Origin of the sequence: Pseudomonas sp. NPDC079086, assembly GCF_044542155.1 — a bacterium.
Taxonomy (GTDB): domain Bacteria; phylum Pseudomonadota; class Gammaproteobacteria; order Pseudomonadales; family Pseudomonadaceae; genus Aquipseudomonas.
In genome coordinates this window covers 231795-257914 of record NZ_JBITTY010000002.1, presented here as the reverse complement: position 1 = coordinate 257914, position 26120 = coordinate 231795, and the positions used below count along the sequence as shown (strand labels likewise).

At 60.2% G+C, this 26120-nt stretch carries 18 protein-coding genes; 6 read left to right on the top strand and 12 right to left on the bottom strand.

What is annotated here, in order from left to right; genetic code table 11:
- Positions 1–13: 13 nt before the first annotated feature.
- A complete protein-coding gene (locus ACIGEK_RS10650) occupies positions 14–562 on the bottom strand; it encodes an ATP-dependent zinc protease (protein ID WP_397493304.1) in 549 nt (182 codons plus the stop codon).
- Positions 563–716: 154 nt separating this feature from the next.
- Positions 717–2927, bottom strand: coding sequence for a catalase/peroxidase HPI (gene katG / locus ACIGEK_RS10645; RefSeq protein ID WP_397493303.1), 2211 nt, complete (start codon positions 2925–2927; stop codon positions 717–719).
- A 221-nt stretch (positions 2928–3148) separates the two neighbouring features.
- On the opposite strand from katG, the gene ACIGEK_RS10640 reads away from it, so the two are divergent.
- Positions 3149–3340 carry a hypothetical protein gene (locus ACIGEK_RS10640; RefSeq protein WP_397493302.1) on the top strand — a complete coding sequence of 64 codons (192 nt, stop codon included), beginning with the start codon at positions 3149–3151 and terminating at the stop codon, positions 3338–3340.
- A 24-nt stretch (positions 3341–3364) separates the two neighbouring features.
- Positions 3365–3763, top strand: coding sequence for a cupin domain-containing protein (locus tag ACIGEK_RS10635; RefSeq protein WP_397493301.1), 399 nt, complete (start codon positions 3365–3367; stop codon positions 3761–3763).
- 1 nt (position 3764) lies between these two features.
- On the opposite strand, the gene ACIGEK_RS10630 is transcribed toward ACIGEK_RS10635, so the two are convergent.
- The gene (locus ACIGEK_RS10630) at positions 3765–4100 is read right to left on the bottom strand and encodes a DUF1203 domain-containing protein (RefSeq protein WP_397493995.1); all 336 of its coding nucleotides are present in this window, start codon (positions 4098–4100) and stop codon (positions 3765–3767) included.
- 179 nt (positions 4101–4279) lie between these two features.
- Between ACIGEK_RS10630 and ACIGEK_RS10625 the strand changes: the two genes are divergently transcribed.
- From ACIGEK_RS10625 to ACIGEK_RS10615, 3 genes are all read left to right on the top strand, one after another.
- Complete coding sequence (locus tag ACIGEK_RS10625) at positions 4280–4780, top strand: disulfide bond formation protein B (protein ID WP_397493300.1); 501 nt, start codon at positions 4280–4282, stop codon at positions 4778–4780.
- A gap of 311 nt (positions 4781–5091) precedes the next feature.
- Positions 5092–6096 (top strand): TRAP transporter substrate-binding protein, encoded by a 1005-nt coding sequence (locus ACIGEK_RS10620; RefSeq protein WP_397493299.1) that lies wholly within the window; start codon positions 5092–5094, stop codon positions 6094–6096.
- Between the two features lie 417 nt (positions 6097–6513).
- The gene (locus ACIGEK_RS10615; RefSeq protein ID WP_397493298.1) at positions 6514–7521 is read left to right on the top strand and encodes a DctP family TRAP transporter solute-binding subunit; all 1008 of its coding nucleotides are present in this window, start codon (positions 6514–6516) and stop codon (positions 7519–7521) included.
- Between the two features lie 60 nt (positions 7522–7581).
- Here ACIGEK_RS10615 and ACIGEK_RS10610 read toward each other — a convergent pair whose 3' ends face one another.
- The 9 genes from ACIGEK_RS10610 to ACIGEK_RS10570 all read right to left on the bottom strand — a co-directional run bounded on the left by ACIGEK_RS10610 (position 7582) and on the right by ACIGEK_RS10570 (position 25161).
- Positions 7582–9012 carry an efflux transporter outer membrane subunit gene (locus ACIGEK_RS10610; RefSeq protein WP_397493994.1) on the bottom strand — a complete coding sequence of 477 codons (1431 nt, stop codon included), beginning with the start codon at positions 9010–9012 and terminating at the stop codon, positions 7582–7584.
- 71 nt (positions 9013–9083) lie between these two features.
- On the bottom strand, positions 9084–12191 hold the full coding sequence (locus ACIGEK_RS10605) for an efflux RND transporter permease subunit (protein ID WP_397493297.1): 3108 nt from the start codon (positions 12189–12191) through the stop codon (positions 9084–9086).
- Positions 12188–15286, bottom strand: a complete 3099-nt coding sequence (locus ACIGEK_RS10600) for an MdtB/MuxB family multidrug efflux RND transporter permease subunit (protein WP_397493296.1) — start codon at positions 15284–15286, stop codon at positions 12188–12190. The genes ACIGEK_RS10605 and ACIGEK_RS10600 overlap by 4 nt, the downstream gene beginning before the upstream one ends.
- Positions 15283–16509 (bottom strand): MdtA/MuxA family multidrug efflux RND transporter periplasmic adaptor subunit, encoded by a 1227-nt coding sequence (locus tag ACIGEK_RS10595; RefSeq protein ID WP_397493295.1) that lies wholly within the window; start codon positions 16507–16509, stop codon positions 15283–15285. The genes ACIGEK_RS10600 and ACIGEK_RS10595 overlap by 4 nt, the downstream gene beginning before the upstream one ends.
- A gap of 235 nt (positions 16510–16744) precedes the next feature.
- Positions 16745–17245, bottom strand: a complete 501-nt coding sequence (gene tpx / locus ACIGEK_RS10590) for a thiol peroxidase (protein ID WP_397493294.1) — start codon at positions 17243–17245, stop codon at positions 16745–16747.
- Positions 17246–17386: 141 nt separating this feature from the next.
- On the bottom strand, positions 17387–18730 hold the full coding sequence (locus tag ACIGEK_RS10585) for an alanine/glycine:cation symporter family protein (RefSeq protein WP_397493293.1): 1344 nt from the start codon (positions 18728–18730) through the stop codon (positions 17387–17389).
- Positions 18731–19027: 297 nt separating this feature from the next.
- Entirely contained in the window at positions 19028–22696 is a 3669-nt protein-coding gene (locus ACIGEK_RS10580; protein ID WP_397493292.1) for a translocation/assembly module TamB domain-containing protein, read from the bottom strand.
- A complete protein-coding gene (locus ACIGEK_RS10575; protein ID WP_397493291.1) occupies positions 22693–24420 on the bottom strand; it encodes an autotransporter assembly complex family protein in 1728 nt (575 codons plus the stop codon). The genes ACIGEK_RS10580 and ACIGEK_RS10575 overlap by 4 nt, the downstream gene beginning before the upstream one ends.
- A gap of 99 nt (positions 24421–24519) precedes the next feature.
- Positions 24520–25161 (bottom strand): GNAT family N-acetyltransferase, encoded by a 642-nt coding sequence (locus tag ACIGEK_RS10570; RefSeq protein WP_397493290.1) that lies wholly within the window; start codon positions 25159–25161, stop codon positions 24520–24522.
- 143 nt (positions 25162–25304) lie between these two features.
- Here ACIGEK_RS10570 and xthA point away from each other — a divergent pair, with 143 nt between their 5' ends.
- On the top strand, positions 25305–26120 hold the full coding sequence (xthA, locus tag ACIGEK_RS10565) for an exodeoxyribonuclease III (protein WP_397493289.1): 816 nt from the start codon (positions 25305–25307) through the stop codon (positions 26118–26120).

The window sequence follows — 26120 nt, the reverse complement described above, 5'->3', positions numbered from 1 at the left end:
GATCAATTGCGCATCAGCTGGTCTGAGTGCAACTTGGCTGCCCAGCCGAGTAACGCACGCCAGGGCTGACTGCGGCATTAAATTCTTTCAAGGCTGATGAGCCAATCAGCAGTGGGTATTCAAAAGCGCTACGGTCGGTCAGATTGACTTCGATGTTCTTCAGCTCATTGCCTACGCAGATGTCCATCTCGATCACTGGGCGCGCGGTGTACAGCTGTTTGTCGCCAGGGTTGCGGTCATTGGCGCGGCGTTTGATATAGCTCATGCGCGCCAGCGGCCTTTCGATGACCTGCGCTTGCTTGGCGTCTGCCAGACCTAACTGGAAGCGTACCCACTCGCCGCCATCGCGCTTGAACATTTCAATATTCTTGGCACTGAGCGAAGCGGTTTCGGCACCGGTGTCGAGCTTGGCGGGCAGCTCCAGGGCCAGTTCATGCAGCGAAACCTGCTCGTGCAGGCCATAGATCTGCGGTTGCTGGGTGGCCATCGCACCAGAGGTGAATAACGTGACGCACAGAGCCAATGTTGCGGTGATCTGTGGTGGCGGTGTGAAGTTGGCCATGCCGAGGCTCCAGTGGATATAGAAAGTGGGGCCACGATAACGATGCTGGCTGAATTCAAACTGAATCAGGTACTTATAAGCACTTCGCCCCGCCATGAATGACCATGACGGGGCGAAGTGGTTTCATCTGAGGCTGCTCAAGCCTCTGTGCGGATCACTTGAGATCGAAGCGATCCAGGTTCATCACCTTGGTCCAGGCTGCGACAAAATCCTTAACGAACTTGGCTTGCGCATCGCTGGTGGCGTAGACCTCGGCCAATGCGCGCAGCTGGGAGTTGGAGCCGAACACCAGGTCAACCTGGGTGCCGGTCCACTTCAGATCGCCAGTTTTGCGGTCACGGCCTTCCAGAACACCTTCGCTGGCAGACTTCTGCCACTTGGTACTCATGTCGAGCAGGTTGACGAAGAAATCAGTGCTCAGGGTTTCCGGGCGCTTGCTGAATACACCATGCTGGGCTTTACCAGCATTGGCATTTAGCGCACGCAGGCCACCGATCAGCACAGTCATCTCCGGCGAGGTCAGCTCAAGCAGTTGCGCCTTGTCTACCAGCAACTCGGCAGCAACGCTTTCGTAGCCCTTACGGGCGTAGTTGCGGAAGCCATCAGCCTTGGGCTCCAGCACCGCGAAGGATTCGACATCGGTCTGATCCTGCGATGCGTCGGTACGACCCGGGGCAAACGGCACCACTGCATCCACACCGCCCTTCTTCGCCGCGGCTTCCACCGCTGCGATACCGGCCAGAACAATCAGGTCGGCCAGGGAGATTTTCTTGCCGCCGGCGGCGGATGCGTTGAAGTCCTTCTGAATGGCTTCCAGCGCTGCCAATACCTTGGCCAGTTCGGCCGGCTGGTTGACCTCCCAATCTTTCTGCGGAGCCAGACGAATACGCGCACCGTTGGCACCACCACGCTTGTCGCTGCCACGGTAAGTGGAAGCCGACGCCCAGGCAGTGTTGACCAGTTGCGCAATCGACAGGCCGGATGCCAACACCTTGGCCTTGAGGCCGGCGATGTCCTGCGCATCCACCAGTGCATGGTTGACGGCCGGAACCGGGTCTTGCCAGATCAGCTCTTCCTGCGGCACCAGCGGGCCGAGGTAGCGGGCACGCGGGCCCATGTCACGGTGGGTCAGCTTGAACCAGGCGCGAGCAAAGGCGTCAGCAAACGCTTGCGGGTTCTGGTGGAAGTGACGGGAGATTTTCTCGTAAGCCGGGTCCATACGCAGCGACATATCGGCGGTGGTCATCATCGGCGGATGCTTCTTCGCCGGGTCGTGGGCGTCCGGGATCAAGTGCTCGGGTTTAACGTTCTTCGGCGTCCATTGGTGGGCGCCAGCCGGACTTTTGCTGAGTTCCCACTCGTAGCCGAACAGCATATCGAAATAGCCGTTATCCCAGATTGTGGGGTTGGGCTTCCAGGCGCCTTCGATACCGCTGGTGGTGGTGTGTACCCCTTTGCCGGTACCGAGCTTGTTGATCCAGCCCAACCCCTGCTCTTCAAGCGGTGCCGCTTCTGGCTCGGGGCCGACCAGCGCCGGATCGCCAGCACCGTGGGCTTTACCGAAAGTGTGACCGCCAGCGACCAGAGCCACGGTTTCTTCATCATTCATGGCCATGCGGGCGAAGGTTTCGCGCACATCACGGCCGGATGCCAGCGGGTCAGGGTTGCCATCCGGACCTTCCGGATTGACGTAGATCAGGCCCATTTGCACAGCGGCCAACGGGTTTTCCAGATCGCGGTCACCAGAGTAGCGGCTGTTGGGTTTGTCGCTGGTAGCCAGCCATTCGGTTTCCGCGCCCCAGTAGGTGTCTTCTTCAGGCTCCCAGATATCCGGGCGGCCACCGGCATAGCCGAAAGTCTTGAAGCCCATGGATTCCAGGGCAACGTTACCGGCCAGGACGAACAGGTCGGCCCAGGACAGCTTGCGTCCGTACTTCTGTTTGATCGGCCAGAGCAGACGGCGCGCCTTGTCGAGATTGCCGTTGTCCGGCCAGCTGTTGAGCGGAGCAAAACGCTGGTTACCGGTGCTCGCACCGCCACGGCCGTCATGAATGCGGTAGGTGCCGGCTGCGTGCCAGGCCATGCGAATCATCAGGCCGCCGTAGTGGCCCCAGTCGGCTGGCCACCAGTCTTGCGAGTCGGTCATCAACGCGGTGAGGTCCTTGATCACGGCATGCAAATCAAGCGTCTTGAATTCATCGGAATAGTTGAAGCCAGCCCCCATGGGGTCGGACTTGGAGGAATGCTGATGGAGAATTTTCAGGCTGAGTTGGTTAGGCCACCAGTCGGCATTCTTCGGTGCACCGCCAGCCACACTATTGGTCCCTGCAGCACCCGAGAACGGGCATTTCGCATCATTTGACATGTCTCTCTCCTGTTGTTTTTCACCTAGCGGGGTGGACTCAGCTTGGTAGCTGGACGGCGAACGAGCCAATAGGATTTGGGTATGACCTTTATAGTAGTCAGGGAATATGACTCAGTGACTATAGAGTCATCGACGTAAAACAGCTGATAGAGTGACAGGTGTCGCGCCCTGTCCGCGCCGAAAAGCACCGCGTTAAATCACCCAGAATGAGCGTTTGAATCGTGGAAGAGCCTCGCCAAACAGCAACCATCAGCGACGCCGATGTACTGGCCTATATGCAGCGCCAATTGCGCTCCGGCCGCGTAAAGCCGAGCGTGCTGGTGAGCCTGACGCAAAAGGAGTTTGCCGATGTCAGCCATGAGCGCATCGTGCAGTGTTTCAATCAGTTGGATTCTTCCCTACTCAAACGCTGAGCCTGGATAAGGCAGGAGCACAGGATGAGCACCAACCAGCCTGAGGAAATTCTGCATAGCTATCTGCATGTGCAAGATGGCGGAAAAACTGAGCAGATTGCCGTTACCGAGCAGTTCTGGAGTGATGTGGTCAATGGCGCGAGGCCTGAACTGGATCAAGGTCGGCTGATGTCCGCCTTCAGCTTTTCGGCAAACTGGCCCAGTTGGGAACGCCACCCGGCAGGTGAGGAGCTGGTCATGCTACTAAGTGGCAGTGCAGTGCTGCTGCTTGAAGAAGCAAACGGCGAGCGCGCACTGCTGCTGGATACCGTTGGCAGTTACGTGCTGGTGCCACAGGGTGTGTGGCATACGGCCAGAACCACACAACCCACTACGCTGCTATTCCTCACGCCCGGTGCCGGCACCGAACATCGTCCTGTGTGATCTAGCCGACACTCGCGCGCTCGACCCGGCACTGGAAGCAGTTGAACTTGGAGCGAATATGCACATAGGCCACGCTGGGATCGCTAAGTATCTGCTGGCAGACTGCAGTTAGCGCCTTACCCGGCACCACTTGGCCTGTGTCGTAGCGAATCCTGTCATCGCCCCCATAACCTCGAACTATCGCCGGCTCCAGGTAGGCAAACCAGGCCGGTAGCTGTGCCTGATCATAGTGCTGACATGGCTGGTTATGCAGAAAAATAGGGCCGGTCTCGGCATAAGGCTGTAACTGGGTAAAGGGGCGGTGGGCCAGAACAAGTTTGCTGCCACCGGGGGCTATATAATCATCCCGTGCCTGAATCTGGGCTTGTCTACCTATTCGCTGGCGATCATCCTTGCGCTGCTGGCTTTGTATCTGGATAGCTCAAACAGGCCTGCAACTTAACTCTGCGCCACGCATCTGATACGTCGGCACATTATCTGCCTTAGCCACCGCGCCAGGCCCTTTCGGAGATTAAGATGTCCCGTCCCACCTCGCTCAAGCCCCTGCTAACCCTGATTGCTCTCGCCTGCTTTGCCATGCTCGGCGGGGCTCTGCTGTTGCAGCATCTGGCCGGTTGGGAACCCTGCACTCTGTGCATTCAGATTCGTCTGTGGCTGCTCTGTGGTGGCGTTATCAGCCTGCTAATTCTGGCTGCGGAAGCTCTCAACCTACGTTGGCTGACCCTACCGCTCTGGCCGTTGCTACTCGCTGCTGCGGGGATGGCGGTGTATGACAACACGCACCTGGTGCTGATCGAAACCGGCGTACTGGAAAGTTCCAGTTGCTCGCCCTTCCCCTTCTATGCCTTCTACCTGCCGCTGCATGACTGGCTGCCTAGCGTGTTTATGAGCGCCGGGGTGTGCGGACAGAACGACTACAGCATTCTCGGCCTGTCGTTTACCCACTGGACCCTGCTCAGCGTCGCCCTGCTCTTAGCACTGTGCCTGTTTACAGCCTGGCGCGCCGCACGACGCTGATACCCCAGCAGTTCTCTCTTGCGAGGTGGCGGTAAAACGCCACACCCGCTATCAATAAGCGGTTTTTTGCCGATTTTTGCGTGCAACTGGCGATTTATCGCCAGTTGCTGTGCGCTTGATCACGCTCATTTCGTGACCGCGCAGGCCCTGTAGCCGAGTTGTCACTTTGGCATAAGCATTGCGATACAGGCGTTGCACTGCGCACGGCAACCTAGCGTGTCGTCGCGCCAACCTGACGCTTGCACTAGCCTGCTGAAACCCACCCTGGCACGCCGTCAGCACACCAACATAAGAACAACAGGAACAACGCTATGTTCAAGTCGATCTGCGCTATCGCCGCTGGCAGCCTGCTGCTGGCGTCTACCACGCTTCACGCGGCAACCGACAAGGGGCCAATCGTGATCAAGTTTGCCCACGTGGTTGCAGACAACACCCCCAAAGGCCAAGGCGCATTGCTGTTCAAGAAACTGGCCGAGGAACGCCTGGGCGACAAGGTAACAGTTGAGGTTTACCCCAACTCCACGCTGTACGGCGATGCCAACGAACTTGACGCTCTGGCTAAGAACGAGGTGCAACTGCTGGCACCATCGCTGGCCAAGTTCGAGAAATACACCAAGCAATTGCAGGTGTTCGACCTGCCCTTCCTGTTCGATGACCTGGACGCCGTCAACCGCTTCCAGAAGCGCGCCAAAGGCCGCCAACTGCTGCGTTCCATGGAGGCACACAACATCGTCGGCCTGGCCTACTGGCACAACGGCATGAAACAGCTTTCGGCAACTAAGGCGCTGCTGGTGCCCGGGGACGCAGCTGGTTTGAAGTTCCGTATCCAGCCATCCTCAGTGCTTGAGGCGCAATTTAACCAGCTCGGTGCCACGCCGCTGGTACTGCCATTTGCCGAAGTATTCGAGGCACTGAAAAGCGGCAAGGTACAGGGCGCGGAAAATCCCTGGTCAAACATCTACAGCAAGCAACTGCACAGCGTGCAGCCATATATCACCGAAACCAACCATGGCGTGCTCGACTACATGCTGGTGAGCAATCCACGTTTTTGGTACGCCATTCCGCACCAGATCCGCATGGAACTGGAAGGCATCATTGATGAGGTGACTTTTGAGGTGAACCGTCAGGCCGAAGCCGCCAACCAGGCCGACCGCGACCGCATCGCCGCAGCCAACGGCACCCAAATTATCGCGCTTACCGATGAGCAACGCGACGCCTGGCGCCAAGCGATGCAGCCGGTGTGGCAACAGTTCGAAGGCGTGATCGGCGCCGATATAATGAAGGCTGCGCAAACGGTTAACCGTAACAAGCGTTAAGAGCCTGTTCACGATCTCGCGAGCTAGAGTCATACAAAGCACGCCGACTGATCAAAACGGCAAGGAAACGGACTGGGCTCGCACACGAGTGTACGAGCAGTACAAAAGCATTACTCGTTTCTCTCGCCCTGCGGGTCACGCTAAAACGCGTTAGCCGCTTGCGGCTTTCCTAGCCGGTTTTAAACACAGCCGGGCCCGCGCGCAGCAGATCGTGAGCTGGCTCTAAGACGTGCGCCATCGCACTCCATTGCCCCGCCAAGTGCAGTAACCTCCGCGCCGCTCTAACTAGACCCGCTGTTCGTCCCTGGTTGATCACCGGGGATGCCAGCAAAAAGCCGCTACGCTTTAACGTGCGTATAGCGCCTGATGACCCCAATTGATCAAGACTGCTTGCCTGCCCTAACCAAGGACTCCCCTATGTTCAAGTCGATTGCTGTTATAGCCGTTGGCACCCTGCTGTTCAGTGCACTCAACCTTTGCAACGCTCAAGAACAGGAGCCCATCCTGATCAAGTTTGCCCATGTCGCCGATGAGCAGACGCCCAAAGGCCAAGGTGCCTTGCTATTCAAACAGTTGGTCGATCAGCGCCTGGCAGGCAAGGTCAGCGTTGAGGTTTACCCAACGTCCAGCCTATTTGGTGATGACAACGAATTGCAGGCTCTGGCCAATAACGAGGTGCAAATGTTGGCACCGTCGTTGGCCAAGTTCGAGAAATACACCAAACAACTGCAGGTATTCGACCTGCCCTTTCTGTTCGATGACCTGGAAGCCGTCACGCGTTTCCAGAAGCGCGCCAAAGGCCGTCAATTGCTGCGCTCCATGGAGGCACACAACATCATTGGCCTGGCGTATTGGCACAACGGCATGAAGCAGCTCTCAGCAACTAAAGCGCTGCATGTGCCCAGTGATGCGGCGGGTTTGAAGTTCCGTATTCAGCCCTCCAGTGTGCTGGAGGCGCAGTTCTATCAAATCGGGGCGGCGCCCCTGGCCATGCCCTTTGCCGAGGTTTTCGCTGCGCTGCAGAGCGGCAAGGTGCAAGGCACCGAAAATGCCTGGTCGAACATCTACACCAAGCAACTGCATACATTGCAGCCATTCATCACCGAGACCAACCACGGCGCGCTCGACTACATGCTGGTCAGTAACCAGCGCTTCTGGTTTTCCATTCCTCACCAGATCCGCAGCGAGCTGGAAGCCATCATTGATGAAGTGAGTTTCGAGGTGAACCGCCAATCCGAGGCAGCCAATCGCGCGGACCGTCAGCGTATCGAGGCGTCTGGCAGCAGCCAGATCATCAGCCTCAGCGCCGAACAACGCGCTGCCTGGCGCGCCGCTATGCAGCCGGTTTGGCAGCAGTTTGAAGACGAGATCGGCGCAGACATACTCAAAGCCGCGCAAACGGTTAACCGCAAATCTCGCGAATAGCACTTTCTCTGAGCCTTAAGCGTCAATACGGCGGCTTTCCGTACTGGCGCTTGAGATCGCTTAGCGGTCTTTTTGCACGTCTAAGTCATCCTGCCAACCACCACCCAGCGCAGCGATCAGCTGCACGCTGACGGTCAGACGGCTGCCTAGCAGAGTGAGGTTGCTGCGCTCGTTGTTCAGCGCGGTGGCCTGCACATTGACCACGCTGTTGAAGTCCACGGTGCCGGCGCGGTACTGGTTTTCGATCAGGCGCAGGGATTCGCGGGCGGCGTCCAGAGCTTCTTGTTGCACCACTGCTTCTTGCTGCAGCACGCTCAGCTGCACCAGGTAGTCCTCCACTTCGCGGAAGCTATCGAGCACCGATTGGCGGTATTGCGCCACGGTCTGATCGTAAGCCGCTTCGCTGCGTTCCAGTTCGGCGCTGCGTGCGCCACCATCAAACAGCGTCAGCGCCAGTTGCGGGCCGAGGGACCAGAAGCGATTGGGCAAATCGATCCAGTCGGCAAAGCTGCTGCCACGGTAGCCGCCGCTGGCGGAGATAGTCAGGTCTGGGTACCACGCCGCTTCAGCCACACCGATGTCGGCGTTGGCGGCTATCACCCTGCGTTCGGCGGCAGCCACATCCGGACGGCGCTCCAGCAGCTGTGATGGCAGCGCCACGGGGATTGTTGGCAACACCGGCAATTGCTCGCGCACGGCGATGCTCAGCTCGCTGGGCGGCACGCCGATCAGTACGGCAATTGCATGCTCCAGCTGGGCACGTTGCCACTGCAAGTCAATCGCCTGGGCTTGAGTACTTTTCAACTGGGTCAGCGCCTGGCTGACATCGGATTTAGGCACGATGCCGGCGTTGTACTGGTTTTCCGTGAGCTTCAGCGAGCGCGCATAGGCCGCGACAGTGGCATCGAGCAGGCGCTGCTGATCATCCAGCACGCGCAATTGCAGGTAGTTCTGCACCATCTCCGATTGCAGGCTGAGTTTCAGTGCAGCCAGATCGGCGGCACTGGCCTGGTAACCGGCGCGGCTGGACTCCAGCGAGCGGCGCAGCTTGCCCCAGATATCGAGTTCCCAGGCGGCATTCAGGCTCAGGTCGTAGCTATTACTAACGCTACCACCGCTGGTGGTCGTGGTATTGGTTGAGCCGCTACCCTGGCTGCTGCGGGTGGCCCCGGCGCTGCTCGACAGGCTCGGGTAAAACGCTGCACGTGCGCCGCGCACCAGGGCGCGGGCCTGGCGGTACTGCGCTTCACTGGCGGCCAGGTTCTGGTTGGAAATATTCAACCGTTCAACCAGCGCATTCAGCTCGGCATCGCCATACAGCTGCCACCAACTGCCGCGCGCCAGCACATCGCCGGGCTTGGCCTGGGTCCAGCCTTCAATTTGTTTGAACTGCGCCGGGGTTTGCAGCAGCGGGCGTTGGTAATCCGGGCCGATGGCGCAGCCACTTAACAATAAGCTGAGTCCAAGCAGCCCCATGTAGGAGCGGGCCATGCCCGCGAAGGGCTTGGCAACAGAAAAGGGCTCGCGAGCATGGCTCGCTCCTACGGGTGTTGGCAGCAGAGTCATAACGGGGTTTCCAAAGCAGCGTCAGTGCGCACACCGCGCCAGCGGTTAACCCGATGGCGCAGACGGTCGAAATACAGGTAGATCACCGGAGTGGTGTAGAGGGTCAACAGTTGGCTCAGCACCAAGCCACCAACAATGGTGATACCGAGCGGCTGACGCATTTCCGAACCTTCGGCGCTGCTCAGCATCAGCGGCAGCGCACCCAGAATCGCCGCCAAGGTGGTCATCATGATCGGGCGGAAACGCAGCAGGCAGGCCTGGCGGATCGACGCCTCAGGGCTTAGCTGTTGCTGGCGTTCCAGTTGCAGCGCCAGGTCGATCATCAGAATGGCATTCTTCTTGACGATGCCGATCAGCAGAAACAAACCGAGCAGCGAGATCAGACTGAACTCAATGCTCATCAGCTGCAGCGCGAGCAGCGCGCCCACGCCGGCCGAGGGCAAAGTGGAGAGAATAGTCAGCGGGTGGATATAGCTCTCGTAGAGTACACCGAGGACGATGTACACCACCACCAGTGCCAGCAGGATCATCCATGGTTGGTTTTGCTGGGTCTGCTGGAATGCACCGCCGGTGCCGCCCATCATGCCCTGCACCTCGGTCGGCAAACCGACCCGGGCAATCGCATTATCGATGACCTGGCTGGCCTGATCCAGGCTGACCCCGTCGGCCAAGGCAAAGCCAATATTTTCAGAGGCGAATTGGCCCTGATGGTTGACCCGGTCTTCCTCCAGGCTGCGCTCCCAGCGGGCGAAGCTAGACAGCGGCGCGCGCGCGCCCTCGGCGGTGATCAGCTGAATCTGTTCGAGGGTTTCCGGGTATTGGGCAAACTGCGGGTTGATCTCCATCACTACGCTGTACTGGTTGAGGCTGTCATAGATGGTCGAGATCTGGCGCTGGCTAAAGGCGTTGTTGAGCACGGCTGTGATCATGTTCATGTCCACGCCCAGCCGTTTGGCCATATCGCGGTCAACCACCAAGCGGATCTGCTGGGTGCCCTCGGCCTCCTTGGCGTCGATATCGGTCAGCTCCGGCAGGGCCCGCAGCGCTTCACGCACCGGCGGCAGCCACTTGCGCAATTCGTCGAGGTCGCCAGACAGCAGCATGTATTCGGTTTCCGAACTGCGCCCTTCCCGACCGCCGATTTGCAGGTCCTGATCGGGCATAAGGAACATCCGCCCACCCGGCACTTTCGGCACCGACTGGCGCAGGCGGTTGATCACCACCTGGGCGCTGACCTTGCGCTCGGTAACAGGCTTGAGGCGCACGATCATAAAGGCGTTGTTGATACCGCCACTGCCACCAATAAAGCCCGCCACACTGTCCACCGCAGGATCAGCCAGCACCGCACGGCGGTAGATTTCCATTTTCGGTTGCATGACCTGAAAGGAAAGACCGTCATCACCGCGAATAAAGCCAATCAGCTGGCCGGTGTCCTGCTGCGGCATAAAGGTCTTCGGCACGCTGACAAACAGAAATATATTCAGCGCAATGGTCGCCAGTAAGCTGAACAGCATCAGCAAGGAATGCTTCAGCGCCCAGTCCAAACCGCGCGCGTAAAACGCCAGCACGCGCGTCTGCACGGCCCCGCCCCAACGCTGCATGGCACTGGGCTTATGTTCGGTGGTTTCGGCCTTGAGCCAGCGTGCGCAGAGCATCGGCGTCAGGGTCAGCGACACCAGCAGGGAAATCACGATGGCCACGGCCAAGGTGATGGAAAATTCGCGGAACAGCCGCTCGACGATGCCGCCCATAAACAGGATGGAGATAAACACCGCAACCAAAGAGAGGTTCATCGCCAGCAAGGTGAAGCCCACCTCGCGCGCGCCCTTGAACGCGGCCATCATCGGCGTTTCACCGGCTTCGATGTGCCGCGAGATGTTTTCCAAAACGACGATGGCGTCGTCTACCACCAGACCGGTAGCAATGATCAGCGCCATCAGCGACAGATTGTTCAGCGAAAAATCCAGTAGGTACATCACTGCAAAGGTGCCGACCAGTGATACCGGCACAGCCAGGGCCGGAATCAGCGCTGCGCGCCAGCGGCCGAGAAAGGCGAATACCACCAGAATCACCAGCACCACGGCGATCAACAGGGTCTGCTCGGCCTCATGCAGGGTGGCGCGAATCACCGGCGAGCGGTCCATTGCCACTTCCAACTCGATGTTCGCGGGAATCACCGCACGCAGGGCCGGCAGTTGCTCGCGAATGCCGGCGATGGTTTCGATGATGTTGGCGCCGGTCTGGCGGTTGATCACCAGCAGCACCGCCTGTTCATCGTTGAAGAAGCCGCTGTTGTAACGGTCCTCGACGCCATCGGTAACGGTCGCCACATCGCCCAGGCGCACGGCTGCACCGTCCTGATAGCGGATGATCAGCGGTAGGTAATCGGCAGCTTTTTCCAGCTGATCGCTGGCCTGCACCTGCCAGTGGCGCTCGGCATCTTCCACCGCACCTTTAGGCCGTTTGGCGTTGGCCGCGCTGATGCTCTGACGCACTTCATCGAGGGCAATGCCGTACTGATCAAGCAGACGCGGTTCAAGTGCCACACGCACAGCGGTCAATGAGCTGCCGCCGATCTGTACTTCTCCCACACCGGTTACCTGGGCGAGTTTCTGCGCCAGGATGGTCGAAGCCACGTCATACAGCTGGCCCTTGTTGAGTACGTCGCTGGTCAGCGACAGCACCATGATCGGCGCTTGCGACGGGTTGATCTTGGCGTAGGTCGGCATGCTGCGCATGCCGCTGGGCAGCAGCTCGCGTGAGGCATTGATGGCCGCTTGCACTTCGCGGGCGGCGGCGTTGATGTCACGGTCCAGGTCAAACTGGAGCATGATCCGCGTGCTGCCCTGGCTGCTGCGGCTGTTCATCTGGCTGATGCCGGCGATGGTACCGAGCGAACGCTCCAGCGGCGTGGCCACACTCGACGCCATGATCTGCGGGCTGGCACCCGGCAAACTGGCCTGTACGGTGATCGTGGGGAAATCCATTTGCGGCAGCGGCGCCACCGACAGCAATCCGAAGCTGACGCCGCCCAGCAGCAGAATTGCCAGGCTCAGCAGCAGCGTGGCGACTGGCCGGCGGATAAAGGGCGCAGAAAGGTTCATCGGCTGACCACAAGCCCGGCCGCGCTGCGACCACTGATGCGCCGCGACAGGCGATCGAAGTACAGGTAGATCACCGGCGTGGTGAACAGTGTCAGCACTTGGCTAAGTAGCAGCCCACCGACCATCACCAAGCCCAGCGGCTGGCGCAGCTCAGCCCCGGAACCGCTCGCCAGCATCAGCGGAATCGCACCAAATAGCGCGGCCAGGGTGGTCATCAGAATCGGCCGAAAGCGCAGCAATGCCGCCTGGTAGATCGCCGCTTCCGGCTGCATACCCTGATTGCGCTCGGCGTCGAGGGCGAAGTCGATCATCATGATCGCGTTCTTCTTGACGATGCCGATCAACAAGATGATGCCGATAATTGCGATCAGGCCAAGCTCATTACCGCTAATCAGCAACGCCAGCAGCGCGCCGACACCTGCCGAGGGTAATGTGGAGAGGATGGTGATCGGGTGGATATAGCTCTCATAGAGCACGCCGAGCACGATGTACATGGTGACGATGGCCGCCAGAATTAGCAGCAAGGTGCTCGACAACGAGGCGCGGAAAGCTTCTGCCGCGCCCTGGAAGCGCGTCTGCACCGCCGGCGGGATGCCGATCTCCTGTTCGACCCGCTCGATCACCGCCACTGCCTCACCCAGGGATACGCCGCTGGCCAGGTTGAATGACAGCGTAGCGGCCGGGAACTGACCGATGTGGTTGATCAACAGGCTGGCGGCGCGTTCCTCAACCTGGGCCAGGTTCGACAACGCGACCTGTTGGCCATCGGCGGCCTTGACGTGAATCTGCCGCAGCGCCGCCGGGCCAATGCTGCCGGCGTTCTCGCTTTCCAACACCACGCGGTATTGGCTGGCCTGGGTGTAGATGGTGGAAATCTGCCGCTGACCAAAGGCGTCGTACAGCGCGTTATCGATATCGGCAATGCTTACGCCGAGGCGCCCGGCCATGTCGCGGTCGATCTGCAGAAACACCTGCAGACCACGGTTTTGCAGGTCGCTGGCCACGTCAGTCAGCTCCGGCTGCTCGCGCAGCGCGCTGACCAGTTTGGGTACCCACTCTTCCAGCAGGCTGATATCCGGCGATTCCATGCTGAACTGGAACTGCGTGCGGCTGACTCGATCCTCGATGGACAAATCCTGCACCGGCTGCAGGTACAGCTCGATCCCAGGAATCCGCGCCAACTCCGGACGCAGCCGTTCGATGATCTGGCTGGCGCTGACATCGCGCTCGGCCCGTGGCGTCAGGTTAATCAGCAGGCGGCCGCTGTTCAGCGTCGGGTTATCACCATCCACACCGATATAGGACGACAGACTGGCAACGGCCGGGTCCTGTAAAACCACCTCGGCCAGGCGCTGTTGGCGCTCGCTCATGGCGCGGAAGGAGATCGACTGCGGCGCCTCGGAAATGCCCTGGATCACCCCGGTGTCCTGCACCGGGAAAAAGCCCTTGGGCACGGCCAGGTACAGCAGCACCGTCAGCGCCATCGTGGCGATGGCTACCAGCAGGGTCAGTGGCTGATGCTTGAGCACCCAGGTCAGCCACACGCCGTAACGCGCGATCATGCCGTCGATTACCGCCCCGGCGGCGCGGTAGAAGCGCCCTTCTTCTTCGGGCTTTTCCGCCTTGAGCAAGCGCGCGCACATCATCGGCGTCAGGGTCAGCGACACCACTAGGGAAATCAGAATGGCCACCGCCAGGGTGATGGCAAATTCGCGGAACAGCCGCCCCACTACGTCGGCCATAAACAGCAGTGGAATCAGCACGGCGATCAGCGAGATGGTTAGCGAAACCAGGGTAAAGCCGATCTGTTTGGCACCTTTGAGCGCCGCATTCAGCGGCGTTTCGCCCTCCTCCAGATGGCGGGCGATGTTCTCCAGCATGACGATGGCATCGTCCACCACAAACCCGGTGGCGATGGTCAGGGCCATCAGCGTCAGGTTGTTGATGGTGAAGCCGGCCAGGTACATCACACCGAAGGTGCCAATCAGCGATAGCGGCACGACGATGGATGGAATGATGGTTGCCGACACCTTACGTAGAAACAGGAAGGTCACCAGTACCACCAGGGCGATGGCCAGCAGCAGCTCATGTTGCACGCCCTTGACCGCCGCGCGGATGGTTTCGGTGCGATCGGTCAGCACGCTGACCTCAACGCTGGCCGGCAGGCCTTGAGTCAAATTGGGCAACAGGGTCTGGATACGGTCGACTACATCGATCACGTTGGCCCCGGGTTGGCGCTGCACATTGACCAGCACCGCTTCGTTGCGGTTGGCCCAGGCGGCCAGGCGCTGGTTCTCGGCACCGTCGATGATGCTGGCAACATCCTTCAGACGCAGGGTGGCGCCGTCCTTGTAGCCGAGAATCAGCTCGCGGTATTCGTCGACGGACTTCAGCTGATCGTTGGCATCCAGTTGCGATACCCGGGTCGGCCCGTCAAAGTTGCCTTTGGGCTGGTTGACGTTGCTGGCGGTGATCAGAGTACGCACATCGCTGAGGTTCAAACCATAGGAGGCCAAGGCTTCCGGGTTGACCCGCAAACGCACAGCAGGGCGTTGGCCGCCGGCCAGGCTGACCAGACCAACGCCGCTGGTTTGCGCGAGTTTTTGCGCCAGGCGGGTATCGACCAGATCAAATACCTGCGGCAACGGCAAGGTTTTCGAGCTGATGGCCAGGGTCAGTATCGGGGTGTCAGCCGGGTTGACCTTGTTGTACACCGGCGGTGCAGGTAAATCGTCGGGCAGCAGGTTGCTCGCACCGTTGATCGCGGCCTGCACTTCCTGCTCGGCGACATCCAGCTGCACCTCCAGGTTGAAGCGCAGGGTAATCACCGAAGCGCCGCCCGAGCTGGTTGAGGACATTTGTTTCAGCCCGGCCATCTGACCGAACTGGCGCTCCAGTGGCGCGGTGACCGCACTGGTCATCACGTCCGGGCTGGCGCCGGGATACAGGGTCATCACCCGGATCGTCGGGTAATCCACTTCTGGCAACGCCGACACGGGCAGCAGCCGATAAGCGATCAGGCCACTCAAGAAGATCGCCAGCATGATCAGCGTGGTGGCGACCGGGCGCAGGATAAACAGGCGAGAGGCGTTCATTGGGCGCGCGGCGCTCGGCTGCCTTCAGGGGCGGCCGCTTCGGTCTGGGCGGCGACAGGCTTGTCGTCGATCACCTCAACCTGATTACCCGAACGCAGGCGATCAGTACCTTCCAGAACCAGGCGATCGCCCGGCTTGAGGCCCTGCTCGACGACGTTAAGCTGGCCATCGCTGGCGCCGACGTTGATGGGCGTCAGCTGTACTTTGTCTTCAGCGTCGACCACATAAGCGAAAGTACCGCTGGCACCAAACTGCAACGCTGCCGTTGGCATCAGGGTGACGTTCTGCAGGGTTTTCACCCGCAGGCGCACGTTGACGAACTGGTTGGGAAAGAGCAGTTCTTCGGCGTTGGCGAAACGCGCTTTGAGCTTGACCGTGCCGGTGGCGGTGTCGATCAAGTTGTCGATGCTTTCCAACTCGCCTTCGGCCAGCTGGAGTTTTTCACTGCGATCCCAGGCCTCGACGGTCAGGGTCGCGCCACTGCGCAATTGCTGCACCACTGCCGGCAGCTCGGCTTCTGGCAGGGTAAACATCACGGCAATCGGCAGGTTCTGGGTAATCACCACCAGCGGCAGCGTATCGCCACTGCTGAGCAGATTGCCGACATCAGCCTGACGAATGCCCAGGCGACCGCTGATAGGTGCGCGGATCTGGGTGAAGTCGAGGTTCAGCCGCGCAGTGGAGACATCCGCCTGTAGGCTCTTGAGGCTGCCGCGGTATTGGTTGACCAGCGCTTCCTGGGTGTCGAGGGTCTGCTTGGCAATCGAGTCTTCGGCATACAACCCGCGGTAACGCTTCAAGTCCAGTTCGGCATTACGCAGTTGCGCCTGGTGTTCCTGCAACGCACCCTGGGCTTGCTGCAAGGCGATTTCATAAGAGCGCGGATCGATCACCGCGAGCAGATCGCCAGCTTTAACCTGCTGGCCATCCTTGAACAGCAACTTGACCAGCTCACCGTCGACCCGGCCACGCACATTCACCGTGTTATAGGCGGTAACGGTACCCAGGGCCTTGAGCTCAACCGGGAAATCGCCCTGGCTGACCGTCGCCACGCGCACCGGCACCGGGCCGCCATCGCGCCACGGGCCGCCACGCCCGGGGCTTTCCGGCGGGCTGGGCCAGAACCACCACAGCATTAAGGCGAGAACAACCAGCGCGAGCGAGCCGACCTGCCACTGGCGCGACAGGTTGCGAGGACGGGTGGTGAGCTGTGTATCAGGCATGGCGACGATCACTTCCTTGGGGAGCGTGAACGATATTCACTATCAGCTGCCCTGCAAAGCCTCTTTACCGCCTATTTACCTTTTCCTTACGTTACTAAATGTCTGATCCGAATAGAAAATTGTCGGGAACAGTGTTCAACGTCGCATAGCGACGGCGTGTAGGTGGCGGCCAGGGAAGGCAGGCCACAAATAAAAACGGCCTGCAGAGCAGGCCGTCGATGCAGGGTGGCTGTACTTACTTGAGCACGGTCATTGCAGCTTCGTAATTCGGCTCGTCGGCGATTTCACCGACCAACTCGCTGTGCAGCACCTTGTCATTCTCATCCAGTACGACCACTGCACGGGCAGCAACACCCACCAGCGGACCGCTGGCAATGGCCACACCATAGCTCTGCAGGAAGTCGGCACCACGCATGGTCGACAGGTTGATGACGTTTTCCAGACCTTCGGCCCCGCAGAAACGCGCCTGGGCAAATGGCAGGTCAGTGGAAATGCATAGCACCACGGTGTTAGCCAGCTTGCTCGCATTTGTGTTGAAGGTACGCACGGAGGTGGCGCAGGTCGGGGTGTCGACGCTTGGGAAAATGTTCAGGACTTTGCGCTTGCCGGCCAGGCTGGCCAGGCTCACATCGCTCAGGTCACCGGCGACCAGGCTAAACGCCGGCGCTTGCTGACCAATCTGCGGCAGTTGACCGGTGACTTCAACCGGGGAGCCTTTGAGAGTGACTTGTGCCATGGGAACGATCCTTTTCAGCGATATTGGAGAGGGTTAACAAGTAAGGGCGCGAACCTGTCAAATGGCAAGCACGCGCCCCTGCAGAGTGGGAAAGCAGAGCTGACCGTTGAGTCAGACTACCCTGCTCGCCCAGGCGACACATCAATTTTTAGCGAAGTGATCCTTGGTCAGCTTAACCACAATCGGGCTAAGCAGCAGCAGCGACAGCAGGTTAGGAATCGCCATCAGACCGTTGAGGGTGTCAGCCACCAGCCAGGCGAAGTCCAGGTGAGCAATTGCACCGAACGGCACAGCTACCACCCAGAGAATGCGGAACGGCAGGATCGACTTGGTGCCGACCATGTATTCCCAGCACTTCTCGCCGAAGTAGCTCCAGCCGAGGATGGTAGTGAAAGCAAACACCACCAGGGCAATGGTCAGAATGTAACCGCCGACACCTGGCATTGCCGACTCAAAAGCCGCCGCAGACAATGCAGCACCGCTGGCGCCGCTGGTCCATACACCCGAGGTGATGATCGCCAGGCCAGTCATCGAGCAGATGATGATGGTGTCGATAAAGGTCCCTAGCATGCCGATCATCCCTGAACGCACTGGGCTGTTGGTAGTACCGGCCGCTTGAGCGATACCGGCAGTACCCAGACCGGCTTCGTTAGAGAAGATACCGCGCGCCACACCAAAGCGAATTGCCGCCATCACTGCAGCACCAGCAAAGCCGCCAGTCGCAGCAGCTGGGCTGAAGGCATAGGTGAAGATCATTTCAAAAGCCGCTGGAATTTCAGCAGCGTTAACCACCAGCACCACGAACGCGGCAATGATGTAAGCCACGCACATAAACGGCACCAGGGTCGCGGCCACTTTACCGATACGCTTGATACCACCGAGGATCACCATGCCGACGAAGACCATGGTGACCACGCCTGTGACCCACAGCGGCACGTTGAAGGTGGTTTGCAGGGCCGCGGCCATGCTGTTGACCTGCACCATGTTGCCGATCCCGAAACCGGCAAAGCCGCCGAAGATGGCAAACGCGGTACCGAGCCACAGCCACTTCTTGCCCAGGCCGTTCTTGATCGCGTACATCGGACCGCCAACGTGCTCGCCGCGCTCATCCTTCTCACGGTAATGCACCGCCAGCACTACTTCGCAGTACTTGGTGGCCATGCCGACCAGAGCGGTACACCACATCCAGAACAGCGCACCCGGGCCGCCGAGGAAAATCGCGGTAGCCACACCGGCGATATTACCGGTACCGACGGTAGCAGCCAGGCAGGTCATCAGCGCCTGGAACGGGCTGATCTCACCGCTTTCCGCGTCACCTTTCTTGCGGCCTTGCCACATCAGTTTGAAGCCTGCGCCGATCTTGCTCAGCGGCATAAATTTCAGGCGCAACATGAGGAACAGACCAGTACCGAGAATCAGCACCAGCATGGGCGGGCCCCAGACCACGCCATTGAGTTGATTAACCAGGGTGTTGACGAATTCCATGCTCATTTCCTTATTCTTGTAGTGAACGCGAGGTGGGTAGCCTTCGCTTGTCCGATTGCCGGGTAGGCCATGCTGTTACGCAGAAAGCGAGCTGGATTGGCGCGCTTGCAAACAACGGATCGGGCTATCCCCGTCAGCACAACGACTGCCCGGTGATCAGCGGCGGTCAGTATATGAAGACTGTGATAGTGGTTTTCACTGTTTAGATTTCAACGCTCAGACGTTTTGAGCGAGGTGCGCAATTTAAACGCGAATTAACTGGGTTAATCCAGCGTGAGCCCGCAGTAAATTGGCTTACTAGAAGTCGCGACGGTAGAACAGGTCCAGTGAACTGGCCAATCCGCTGGCAGCCTCGAGATAGAGCTTGCGGCTCAGTTCGTAGCGCAGCGCGATGGTATTCGCTGGCTCAAACACCCCCACGCCGTAACGCAGACTCAGACGCTCGGACAGGTTGCCGCTGGCCACCACACTGGTGGTTACTCCCGAGCCTTGAGTGTCGAGTTGGAAATCGCTGATACCCAGGCCCTGCGCCAGGCTATTGACCAGTGGCGCACTGCCGGCCATGCCCAATGCCAGTGCGGCTTGCGCCAGCATCGTATTGTCACCACCGCCCTGCCCCAATGGCCGGCCCATGACCAGGTAGGACAGCGCCTGCTCCTGGCTCATGGCCGGTTCGGAAAACACCGTGCTGGTCGGTTGCGCGGCATTGCCGCTCAGGCGCAGACCGGCAGTTACGTCATCGACCTGACGCACTGCCTCGATATCGAGAAACGGCTGATCAATCGGCCCGGCGAACAGCAGGCGCGCGCGGCGCACACTCAGGCGCTGACCATACGCGCGGAAACGACCCTTGTTCAGGCTCAGCTCGCCACGGGTGTCCAGATCATTGCCGATATGCACGCGGCCAAGCAGCTCGGCGTCGAGGCCAAAGCCGCTGAAAGTCAGGCGCTGCTGACCGACTTCGACATCAATATCCATGGCAATTGCTGTGGCCTGTTGCGGCGCGCTGTCGCGGCCCACCACCCGTGCATCGCTGGACATCTGCACGGTTGAAGGTGGCAGCTCGCGTACTTCAATCTTGCCGCTGGGAATCAGTACCTTGCCGGCCAGCGACAGCTGCTCATCATGCAAACGCAAACGTAGATCTGGCGCGACCTCTAGTGCGGCGTAGGGCTCCATCGTCACGGGCAACCGGCTGCCCCGCAGTTGCATGTCCACCAGCAACCCATCGGCCCAGCTCAGCTCGCCATTCAGGCTGCCCTGACCTTGTTCGCCACTACGCCAATCACCCTCCAGCTGCAGCCGTTCACCTACGATCTGCGCCTGCAGTTGCAGCTGCTCGATATTCATGGGCAGCTCGCCGCCGCTTATTTCGCCATTCAGCACGCGCAGGTTGCCGTTGATCTGCGGCGTCAGCAGCCCGCCTGACAAGGTGCCCGCGCCGTTCAGTTGCCCGGCGATGTGCTCAACCATCGGCACAAATGGGCGCACCAGAGCCAGATCCAGGCCATTCAGGCGAAAGCTGCCGGACAGCGGCTTGCTCGCCGGGCGCGGATCAAGCTGAGCCTGCAGCGAAAGTTCGCCAATGGCCGGGCCACGTAGTTCCAGCAGGCTGTCGATGCGTTTCGGGCGCAATTGCGCGCTCAAGCGCAGGCTGTCGTAAGCAAAATCCAGCCACTGTTGCTGATCGCGAATGCGCCAGATACCGCTGCCGGCATCCAACTCCAGGCTGCCATTCGGGCCACTGGCCGGCATATCCAGCTGCAGCCGACCATTGAGTTCGCCTTGCCAGGTAAAGTCCTTGGGCCACAGGGCCGCCAGGCTGTCCATGGGGAAGTTGCTTAACTGATAGTCCAGCTTGGGCTGTGGCAGCAGGCGCTGCTGCGTTCCACACAGGCTGACATCAGCAGAACGCCAACAATGCGCGCCCAGGCTGAGCTGCCCACTGGCCAGCCGCACCAGCGTGGCAGGCTGTTGCAGGCGCCAATCCTGACCGCTGCTTTGCACTTCGCCACGGCTCAGGCTGCCGCGCCAGTTGCCCTTGTCCAGCTTGCCGGCCAGGGCCAGTTGGCTATTTAGCAGCGGGCCTTGCAGCTGCATTTCAAGGCTCTGCTGGTACTTATCACCAGTGGCCGTGGCATCCAGACGCCCCAGTTCGGTTTCGCCCAGTTGGATGCCTAACGCTTCCAGGGTGATCCGGGCACGCTGAGCGCTGTTCAGGCTGGCGTCGAGTTTGAGCTGTTGCAGGCGCTGGTCCTCAAAAGCCAGGCGCTTGCCTTGTAGCTGCAACTGGCCCTGGGGCGCTTGCAAGCTGCCAGCCAGATCCAGCTGGCCATTGAGCTGACCCAGCAGCCCCGGCCACAGCTGGCCCAGTCTCGGCATCGACAGTAATAACTGGCCGCTCAGCTGTTGCTGCAAAGCGGCCTTACCGCTGAGGCGGTTATCACCCAGACGCACATCCAGCGCACTCAACTCGCCCTGCTCTAGGCCGCCGGCAAACTTCGCCAGCAACGTGGCCGGCTGCCCGCGCAAACGGCCGGTTAGATCGATATCGGCGTTAAGCTTGAGCTGCTGATTGATCAGACTGCCAGAGCTGTTTAACGGCCCGACAAGACTGCCAGGTAGCTCGGCCAGCCAGTAAGCCGGGTCAAGCTGACTCAACTGCAGACGCACATCCCAGCTCAGTTGCTCGGCAAAACCCAGGCTGACCTGACCTTCGGCACGGCCCTGGCCGGCCTGCAAGCGCAGCTCGGGTAAATACAGCTTCTGTAGATCGCCACTTAGCGGGCTTTGCAGGCTGAAAGAACCAGCCGGGCCATCCAGTTCAGCGGCGAAATGGCCAAGATAGTTGCCATCCTGATAGGCCAGTTCACCACTGAGCGTGCGTAACACCACAGGCGCTGGTTCTGCCAGCAGATAAAGACGCTGCCAGGGGAAATTCTGCCAGTTAAAGCGGCTGTCCAGACTCAGGCCCTGCTGCCAGTTCAACTCGCCGCTTACTTGTACCTGCTGCTCGGGGCTGGCGGTCAGGCTCAGATTGCTGATCGCGGCGCCGTCAGCTTTGAGCAAACCCGCCAGCGCCAAGGCTATCGGTCCCTCCGCTGCGGGCAGGCTGGCACTGCCGATGATCTGGTAGCCGGCCTGCAGATCGCCCTGGGCATTTAGCTCAAGCTGCTCAAGGCGCAAGCTATCCGGCAGCTCGGCGCTGGCTTTGAAGGCCGCGACCTGCACACGCAGTTGCGCCGGCAGGTGCTGCGCCAAGGGCTGCAGCCAGCCGCTCAGCTCGCCGGTCAAATAACCACTGCTACTGGCCGTGACCTGCACCCGCTCGCGCAGTTCGCCGTCAAGCTGCAATGCCACCGGCCAGGCCTGTTGCTCAGGCGCTGGTAACTGCAGCTCTCCGCTCAGCTGTAACGGCCAGTTGCCGGAGGTTTGCATCTGGCCCTGTAGTGCCAGCTGTAGATCAGCAGTGCGCAGACTGAGGTTATCGACCTGAATACCCTGCCTAGTCCAGCGCGCGGCCAGTTGCAGGCCTTGCAACTGCTCTGCGCCATTAAGCTGCAGGCTGTCGATCTGCACCTGACCCAGTTGCAGCGCCAACGGCAGGCTCAGGTCCGGCAGGCTGAAAGGTTCGCTGCTGGGTTGTTGATCATCCGGGAAGACCAGGCTGATCGGCCCGCTGTGTAACTGCTCGATACACAGGGTTAGGCGCAACAGGCATGCAGGCGACCAATCCAGGTTAGGCGCCATCAGCAGAACGCTGTCATCACCCTGCTGCCAGCGCAGCTGCTGTGCACTCCAGCTGCCGCCCAGGCGACCATTGAAACCGTCCACCTGCACGCCTGGTACCTGAGCCAACAACCATCGACTGCCGGCCTGAGTGCCCACTAGCAGAGTCAGGCTGACGGCCAGTGCAAGCAGCAGGCCCAGCAGACTGAACAGCCCATAACGTAGCGCGCGCTTCACAGTTCCGGCCCCATGGAGAAATGCAGGCGCACGCCGCCCTGTTCATCCAGTGGATGTGCCAGGTCGAGGCGTAACGGCCCCAGCGGCGAAACCCAGCGCACGCCTACGCCCACCGCGCTTTTCAGCGATGGAATCTGCAGCGACTCGAAGGTATTACCCTGGTCGAAGAAGCTCGCCAGACGCCAGCGCTCGGTCAGGCTGTACTGGTATTCCAGGCTGCTGGTAAACAGGTAGCGCCCGCCGACTTTGTCCCCTTCGCTGTTTTCCGGGGATAGGCTCTGGTAGTCATAACCGCGCACACTCTGGTCGCCCCCAGCGAAGAAGCGCAGCGATGGCGGTACATTGGCAAAACCGTCGGACTCAGTGCCGCCCACCTGCACCCGGCCCAGCACACGGTGGCGCTGGAAGAATGTGGTCAGGCCTTTGAGCTGGATATTGCCGTGCAGCACATTCGCATCGGACAACAGCCCCTTGGCCGAGCCGGCCAGATCGAACTGCAGGCGATAGCCGTGGTTGGGGTCGATCTGGTTGTCGCTGTGCAGGTAGGAGTAGCTGATACCCGGCATCAACAGCGTACTGCTGCCGGCGTCATCGCCAAGGTCGTACTGCTCGTGCTGCCACTTCAGCGACAGCACCCGCTGCCAGCCGTTGTCGAGCTTACTGTGCCATTCAGGGCCAACGGTCAGCAGGCGACTGCTGCTGTCGGTATTTGCCAGGTCTTCGGCTTGATAGCCACCGGCGATGCGCAATTTATCGGTCAGCGGCGGATCGAGCGGCACGTCGTACCACAGGCCGACATTCTGCCGTGGCGCCGACAGCTCGAACTCCGCGCCATAACTATGCCCCTGGGGGTTGGCCCAGTGCCGCGTCCAGTTAGCTCGACCGCGCGGGCCAACGTCGGTCGAGAAACCAAGCCCCAGACCCATGCTACGCGGCTTACGCGCCTGCAACTGAACCTCTACGGGGATCTGCTCGCCAGAAGCACTGCTCGGGTTGGCATCCACCTGTACCGACTCGAAATAACCACTGGAGCGCAGCGCCTGATACAGCTCGGCAATCAGTGCCGAGTCGTAGGGCGTATCGGCTGGAAACGGTACCATGCGCTGCAGCAGCTGCTCATCGAATGGTGAGTCGCCGCTAAAGCTCACGTCACCCAGTTGGTAACGCGGCCCACTGAGGTAGACCAGCTCGATATCGGCAACCCCAGCGTCCGGATCTATCGTCAGGTGCTGACTGCTGAAGTGCCCAGCGAAGAAGCCATAACGCGAGGCCTGATTCTGAATCTCACGCTTGGCCGCGTCGTAACGCCCATGATTGAGCTGCGCCCCGCTACGCAGCTGTGGGTCACTCGGTGTACGGAAGGCGCGCAGCTGCGCAGCGGGGCCTTCGACGCGCACCACCACATCACGCAAACGCACCGGCTCACCCGGCTGAATACGCAGGGTCAGGCGCGGCGTTGTGCCCTCTCTGACCTCTGAAGTGATCTGCGCCTGGTAATAGCCGAGGGCCTGGGCGGCCTTTTCCGCCTGGTTCTCGGCCACTCGGCGATAACGCTGGAGGGCCTCGGTATCGCGCTCGCCCAGGCTGCCGATATAGCCCTCGATGTTGCTTTTTAGCGCGCTATTGGCCGGTTCAGCCCGCACGCGCAGCTGTGCTTCGGCCAGGGCCGTTGCACTCAGCAGCAGAAGAAACAGCCCTGCGAGAAGGTTGGGGAAAACAGACATGAGGGCGATGCTAGCACGAGCTCAGGGCCGACTTAGAGCAGTAGTGCGGGCAATTAGTTACGACTCGGTATGCCGGCAGACACACCGAGCAGGCCATTTTCAGGCGCTGGCCTTGATCGCTACTTGCGGGCTAGGATGGAAAAACACGTGCTCGATAATCGGCCCAATGGCCACCTCACCGAGTTCCTCATAGCCCTGACGCTTGTAGAACTCCAGGTAATGTCCATTACCGGTATCCAGCACCACGCCCTGGGAGCTGGCGTCTTCGGCGCACCAGTTGTGCAACGCCTCAAGCAGTTGCTCACCGAAGTGCTTGCCCTGATATTCAGGGTGAATGCCGAGCAGCGGCAGCACGTGGTAAGGCCCCGGCGGCAGGCAGGCGATTATTGCATCGTGGTATTCCAGGTAACGCTTGGTGCAACGGAAACCGGTGGTCAGCAGCATGCGCATGCGCCAGCCCCAGCTTTCGGTGATATCCATGCGCCGCTGCGGCGGAGCGATCAGCGCCATACCAATCAGGCGGTCGTCGATCAGCAAGCCAATAGCCGGCAGGTCTTCGGCAAAATGCTGCTGTACCAGCTCGCGTACGGTGGCGCGCACACGCTGGTCATAGCCTGGGCGCTCGGCCTCAAACAGGTAAGCAAAGGTGGGGTCATGGCGGTAGGCGTGGTACAGCAACGAGCGGGCTTCGCGGGCATAGCCGCTATCGAGCATGCGAACTTCGGCGAGACTGTTGGGCATCTGCTTGACCTCTGTTGTTCTTGATTTGCTGGGCCTGCAGCCACGTTAGCACCGCGCACCCAGCGCCGCTACAGGCTGGCAGGCAGGGCGGCTAATCGGCTAGCATCGCGAGCTTTCCAGAGCCACAGCCAGGACTGCCGCCCATGAAGATCGTCTCCTTCAATATCAATGGCCTGCGTGCACGCCCACATCAACTGGCCGCATTGATCGACAAACATCAGCCGGATGTCATCGGTCTGCAAGAAACCAAGGTGGCCGACGAGCAATTCCCCGAGGCGGATATCCGCCAGCTCGGCTACCACGTGCATTATCACGGCCAGAAAGGCCATTACGGCGTCGCCCTACTTTCGCGCCAGGAACCGCTGAGCCTGCACAAGGGCTTTCCCGGGGATGCCGAAGACGCCCAGCGGCGCTTTATCTACGGCACCTTTGCCGATGCCCAGGGCAACCCGGTCACGGTAATGAATGGCTACTTCCCGCAGGGTGAAAGCCGCGACCATCCGACCAAGTTTCCGGCCAAACAGCGGTTTTATGCGGATTTGCAGAACCTGCTGCTCAGCCAGTTCAGCCCCGAACAGGCGCTGGTGGTGATGGGGGATATCAATATCTCGCCGGAAGACTGCGACATCGGCATCGGCGAGCCAAACCGTCTGCGCTGGCTAAAAACCGGTAAATGTAGCTTCCTGCCGGAAGAGCGCGAATGGCTGGCCACACTGAAGAACTGGGGCCTGGTCGACAGCTTCCGTCACCTCAACCCAGCGGTGAATGACCGTTTCAGCTGGTTTGATTACCGCAGCCGCGGTTTCGAGGACGAACCCAAGCGTGGCCTGCGCATCGACGTGATTCTCGCCTCCCAGGCCTTGCAGGCGCGGATCAAGGATGCCGGCGTTGACTACGACCTGCGCGGCATGGAAAAGCCTTCCGACCATGCGCCGATCTGGCTGGAACTGGCGCAGTAG

Coding starts and splice junctions, on each gene's coding strand:
- ACIGEK_RS10650 (WP_397493304.1), bottom strand. CDS start 562: ATGGCCAACTTCACACCGCCACCACAGATCACCGCAACATTGGCTCTG.
- katG (WP_397493303.1), bottom strand. CDS start 2,927: ATGTCAAATGATGCGAAATGCCCGTTCTCGGGTGCTGCAGGGACCAAT.
- ACIGEK_RS10635 (WP_397493301.1), top strand. CDS start 3,365: ATGAGCACCAACCAGCCTGAGGAAATTCTGCATAGCTATCTGCATGTG.
- ACIGEK_RS10625 (WP_397493300.1), top strand. CDS start 4,280: ATGTCCCGTCCCACCTCGCTCAAGCCCCTGCTAACCCTGATTGCTCTC.
- ACIGEK_RS10620 (WP_397493299.1), top strand. CDS start 5,092: ATGTTCAAGTCGATCTGCGCTATCGCCGCTGGCAGCCTGCTGCTGGCG.
- ACIGEK_RS10615 (WP_397493298.1), top strand. CDS start 6,514: ATGTTCAAGTCGATTGCTGTTATAGCCGTTGGCACCCTGCTGTTCAGT.
- ACIGEK_RS10610 (WP_397493994.1), bottom strand. CDS start 9,012: ATGGCCCGCTCCTACATGGGGCTGCTTGGACTCAGCTTATTGTTAAGT.
- ACIGEK_RS10605 (WP_397493297.1), bottom strand. CDS start 12,191: ATGAACCTTTCTGCGCCCTTTATCCGCCGGCCAGTCGCCACGCTGCTG.
- ACIGEK_RS10600 (WP_397493296.1), bottom strand. CDS start 15,286: ATGAACGCCTCTCGCCTGTTTATCCTGCGCCCGGTCGCCACCACGCTG.
- ACIGEK_RS10595 (WP_397493295.1), bottom strand. CDS start 16,509: ATGCCTGATACACAGCTCACCACCCGTCCTCGCAACCTGTCGCGCCAG.
- tpx (WP_397493294.1), bottom strand. CDS start 17,245: ATGGCACAAGTCACTCTCAAAGGCTCCCCGGTTGAAGTCACCGGTCAA.
- ACIGEK_RS10585 (WP_397493293.1), bottom strand. CDS start 18,730: ATGGAATTCGTCAACACCCTGGTTAATCAACTCAATGGCGTGGTCTGG.
- ACIGEK_RS10575 (WP_397493291.1), bottom strand. CDS start 24,420: ATGTCTGTTTTCCCCAACCTTCTCGCAGGGCTGTTTCTTCTGCTGCTG.
- ACIGEK_RS10570 (WP_397493290.1), bottom strand. CDS start 25,161: ATGCCCAACAGTCTCGCCGAAGTTCGCATGCTCGATAGCGGCTATGCC.
- xthA (WP_397493289.1), top strand. CDS start 25,305: ATGAAGATCGTCTCCTTCAATATCAATGGCCTGCGTGCACGCCCACAT.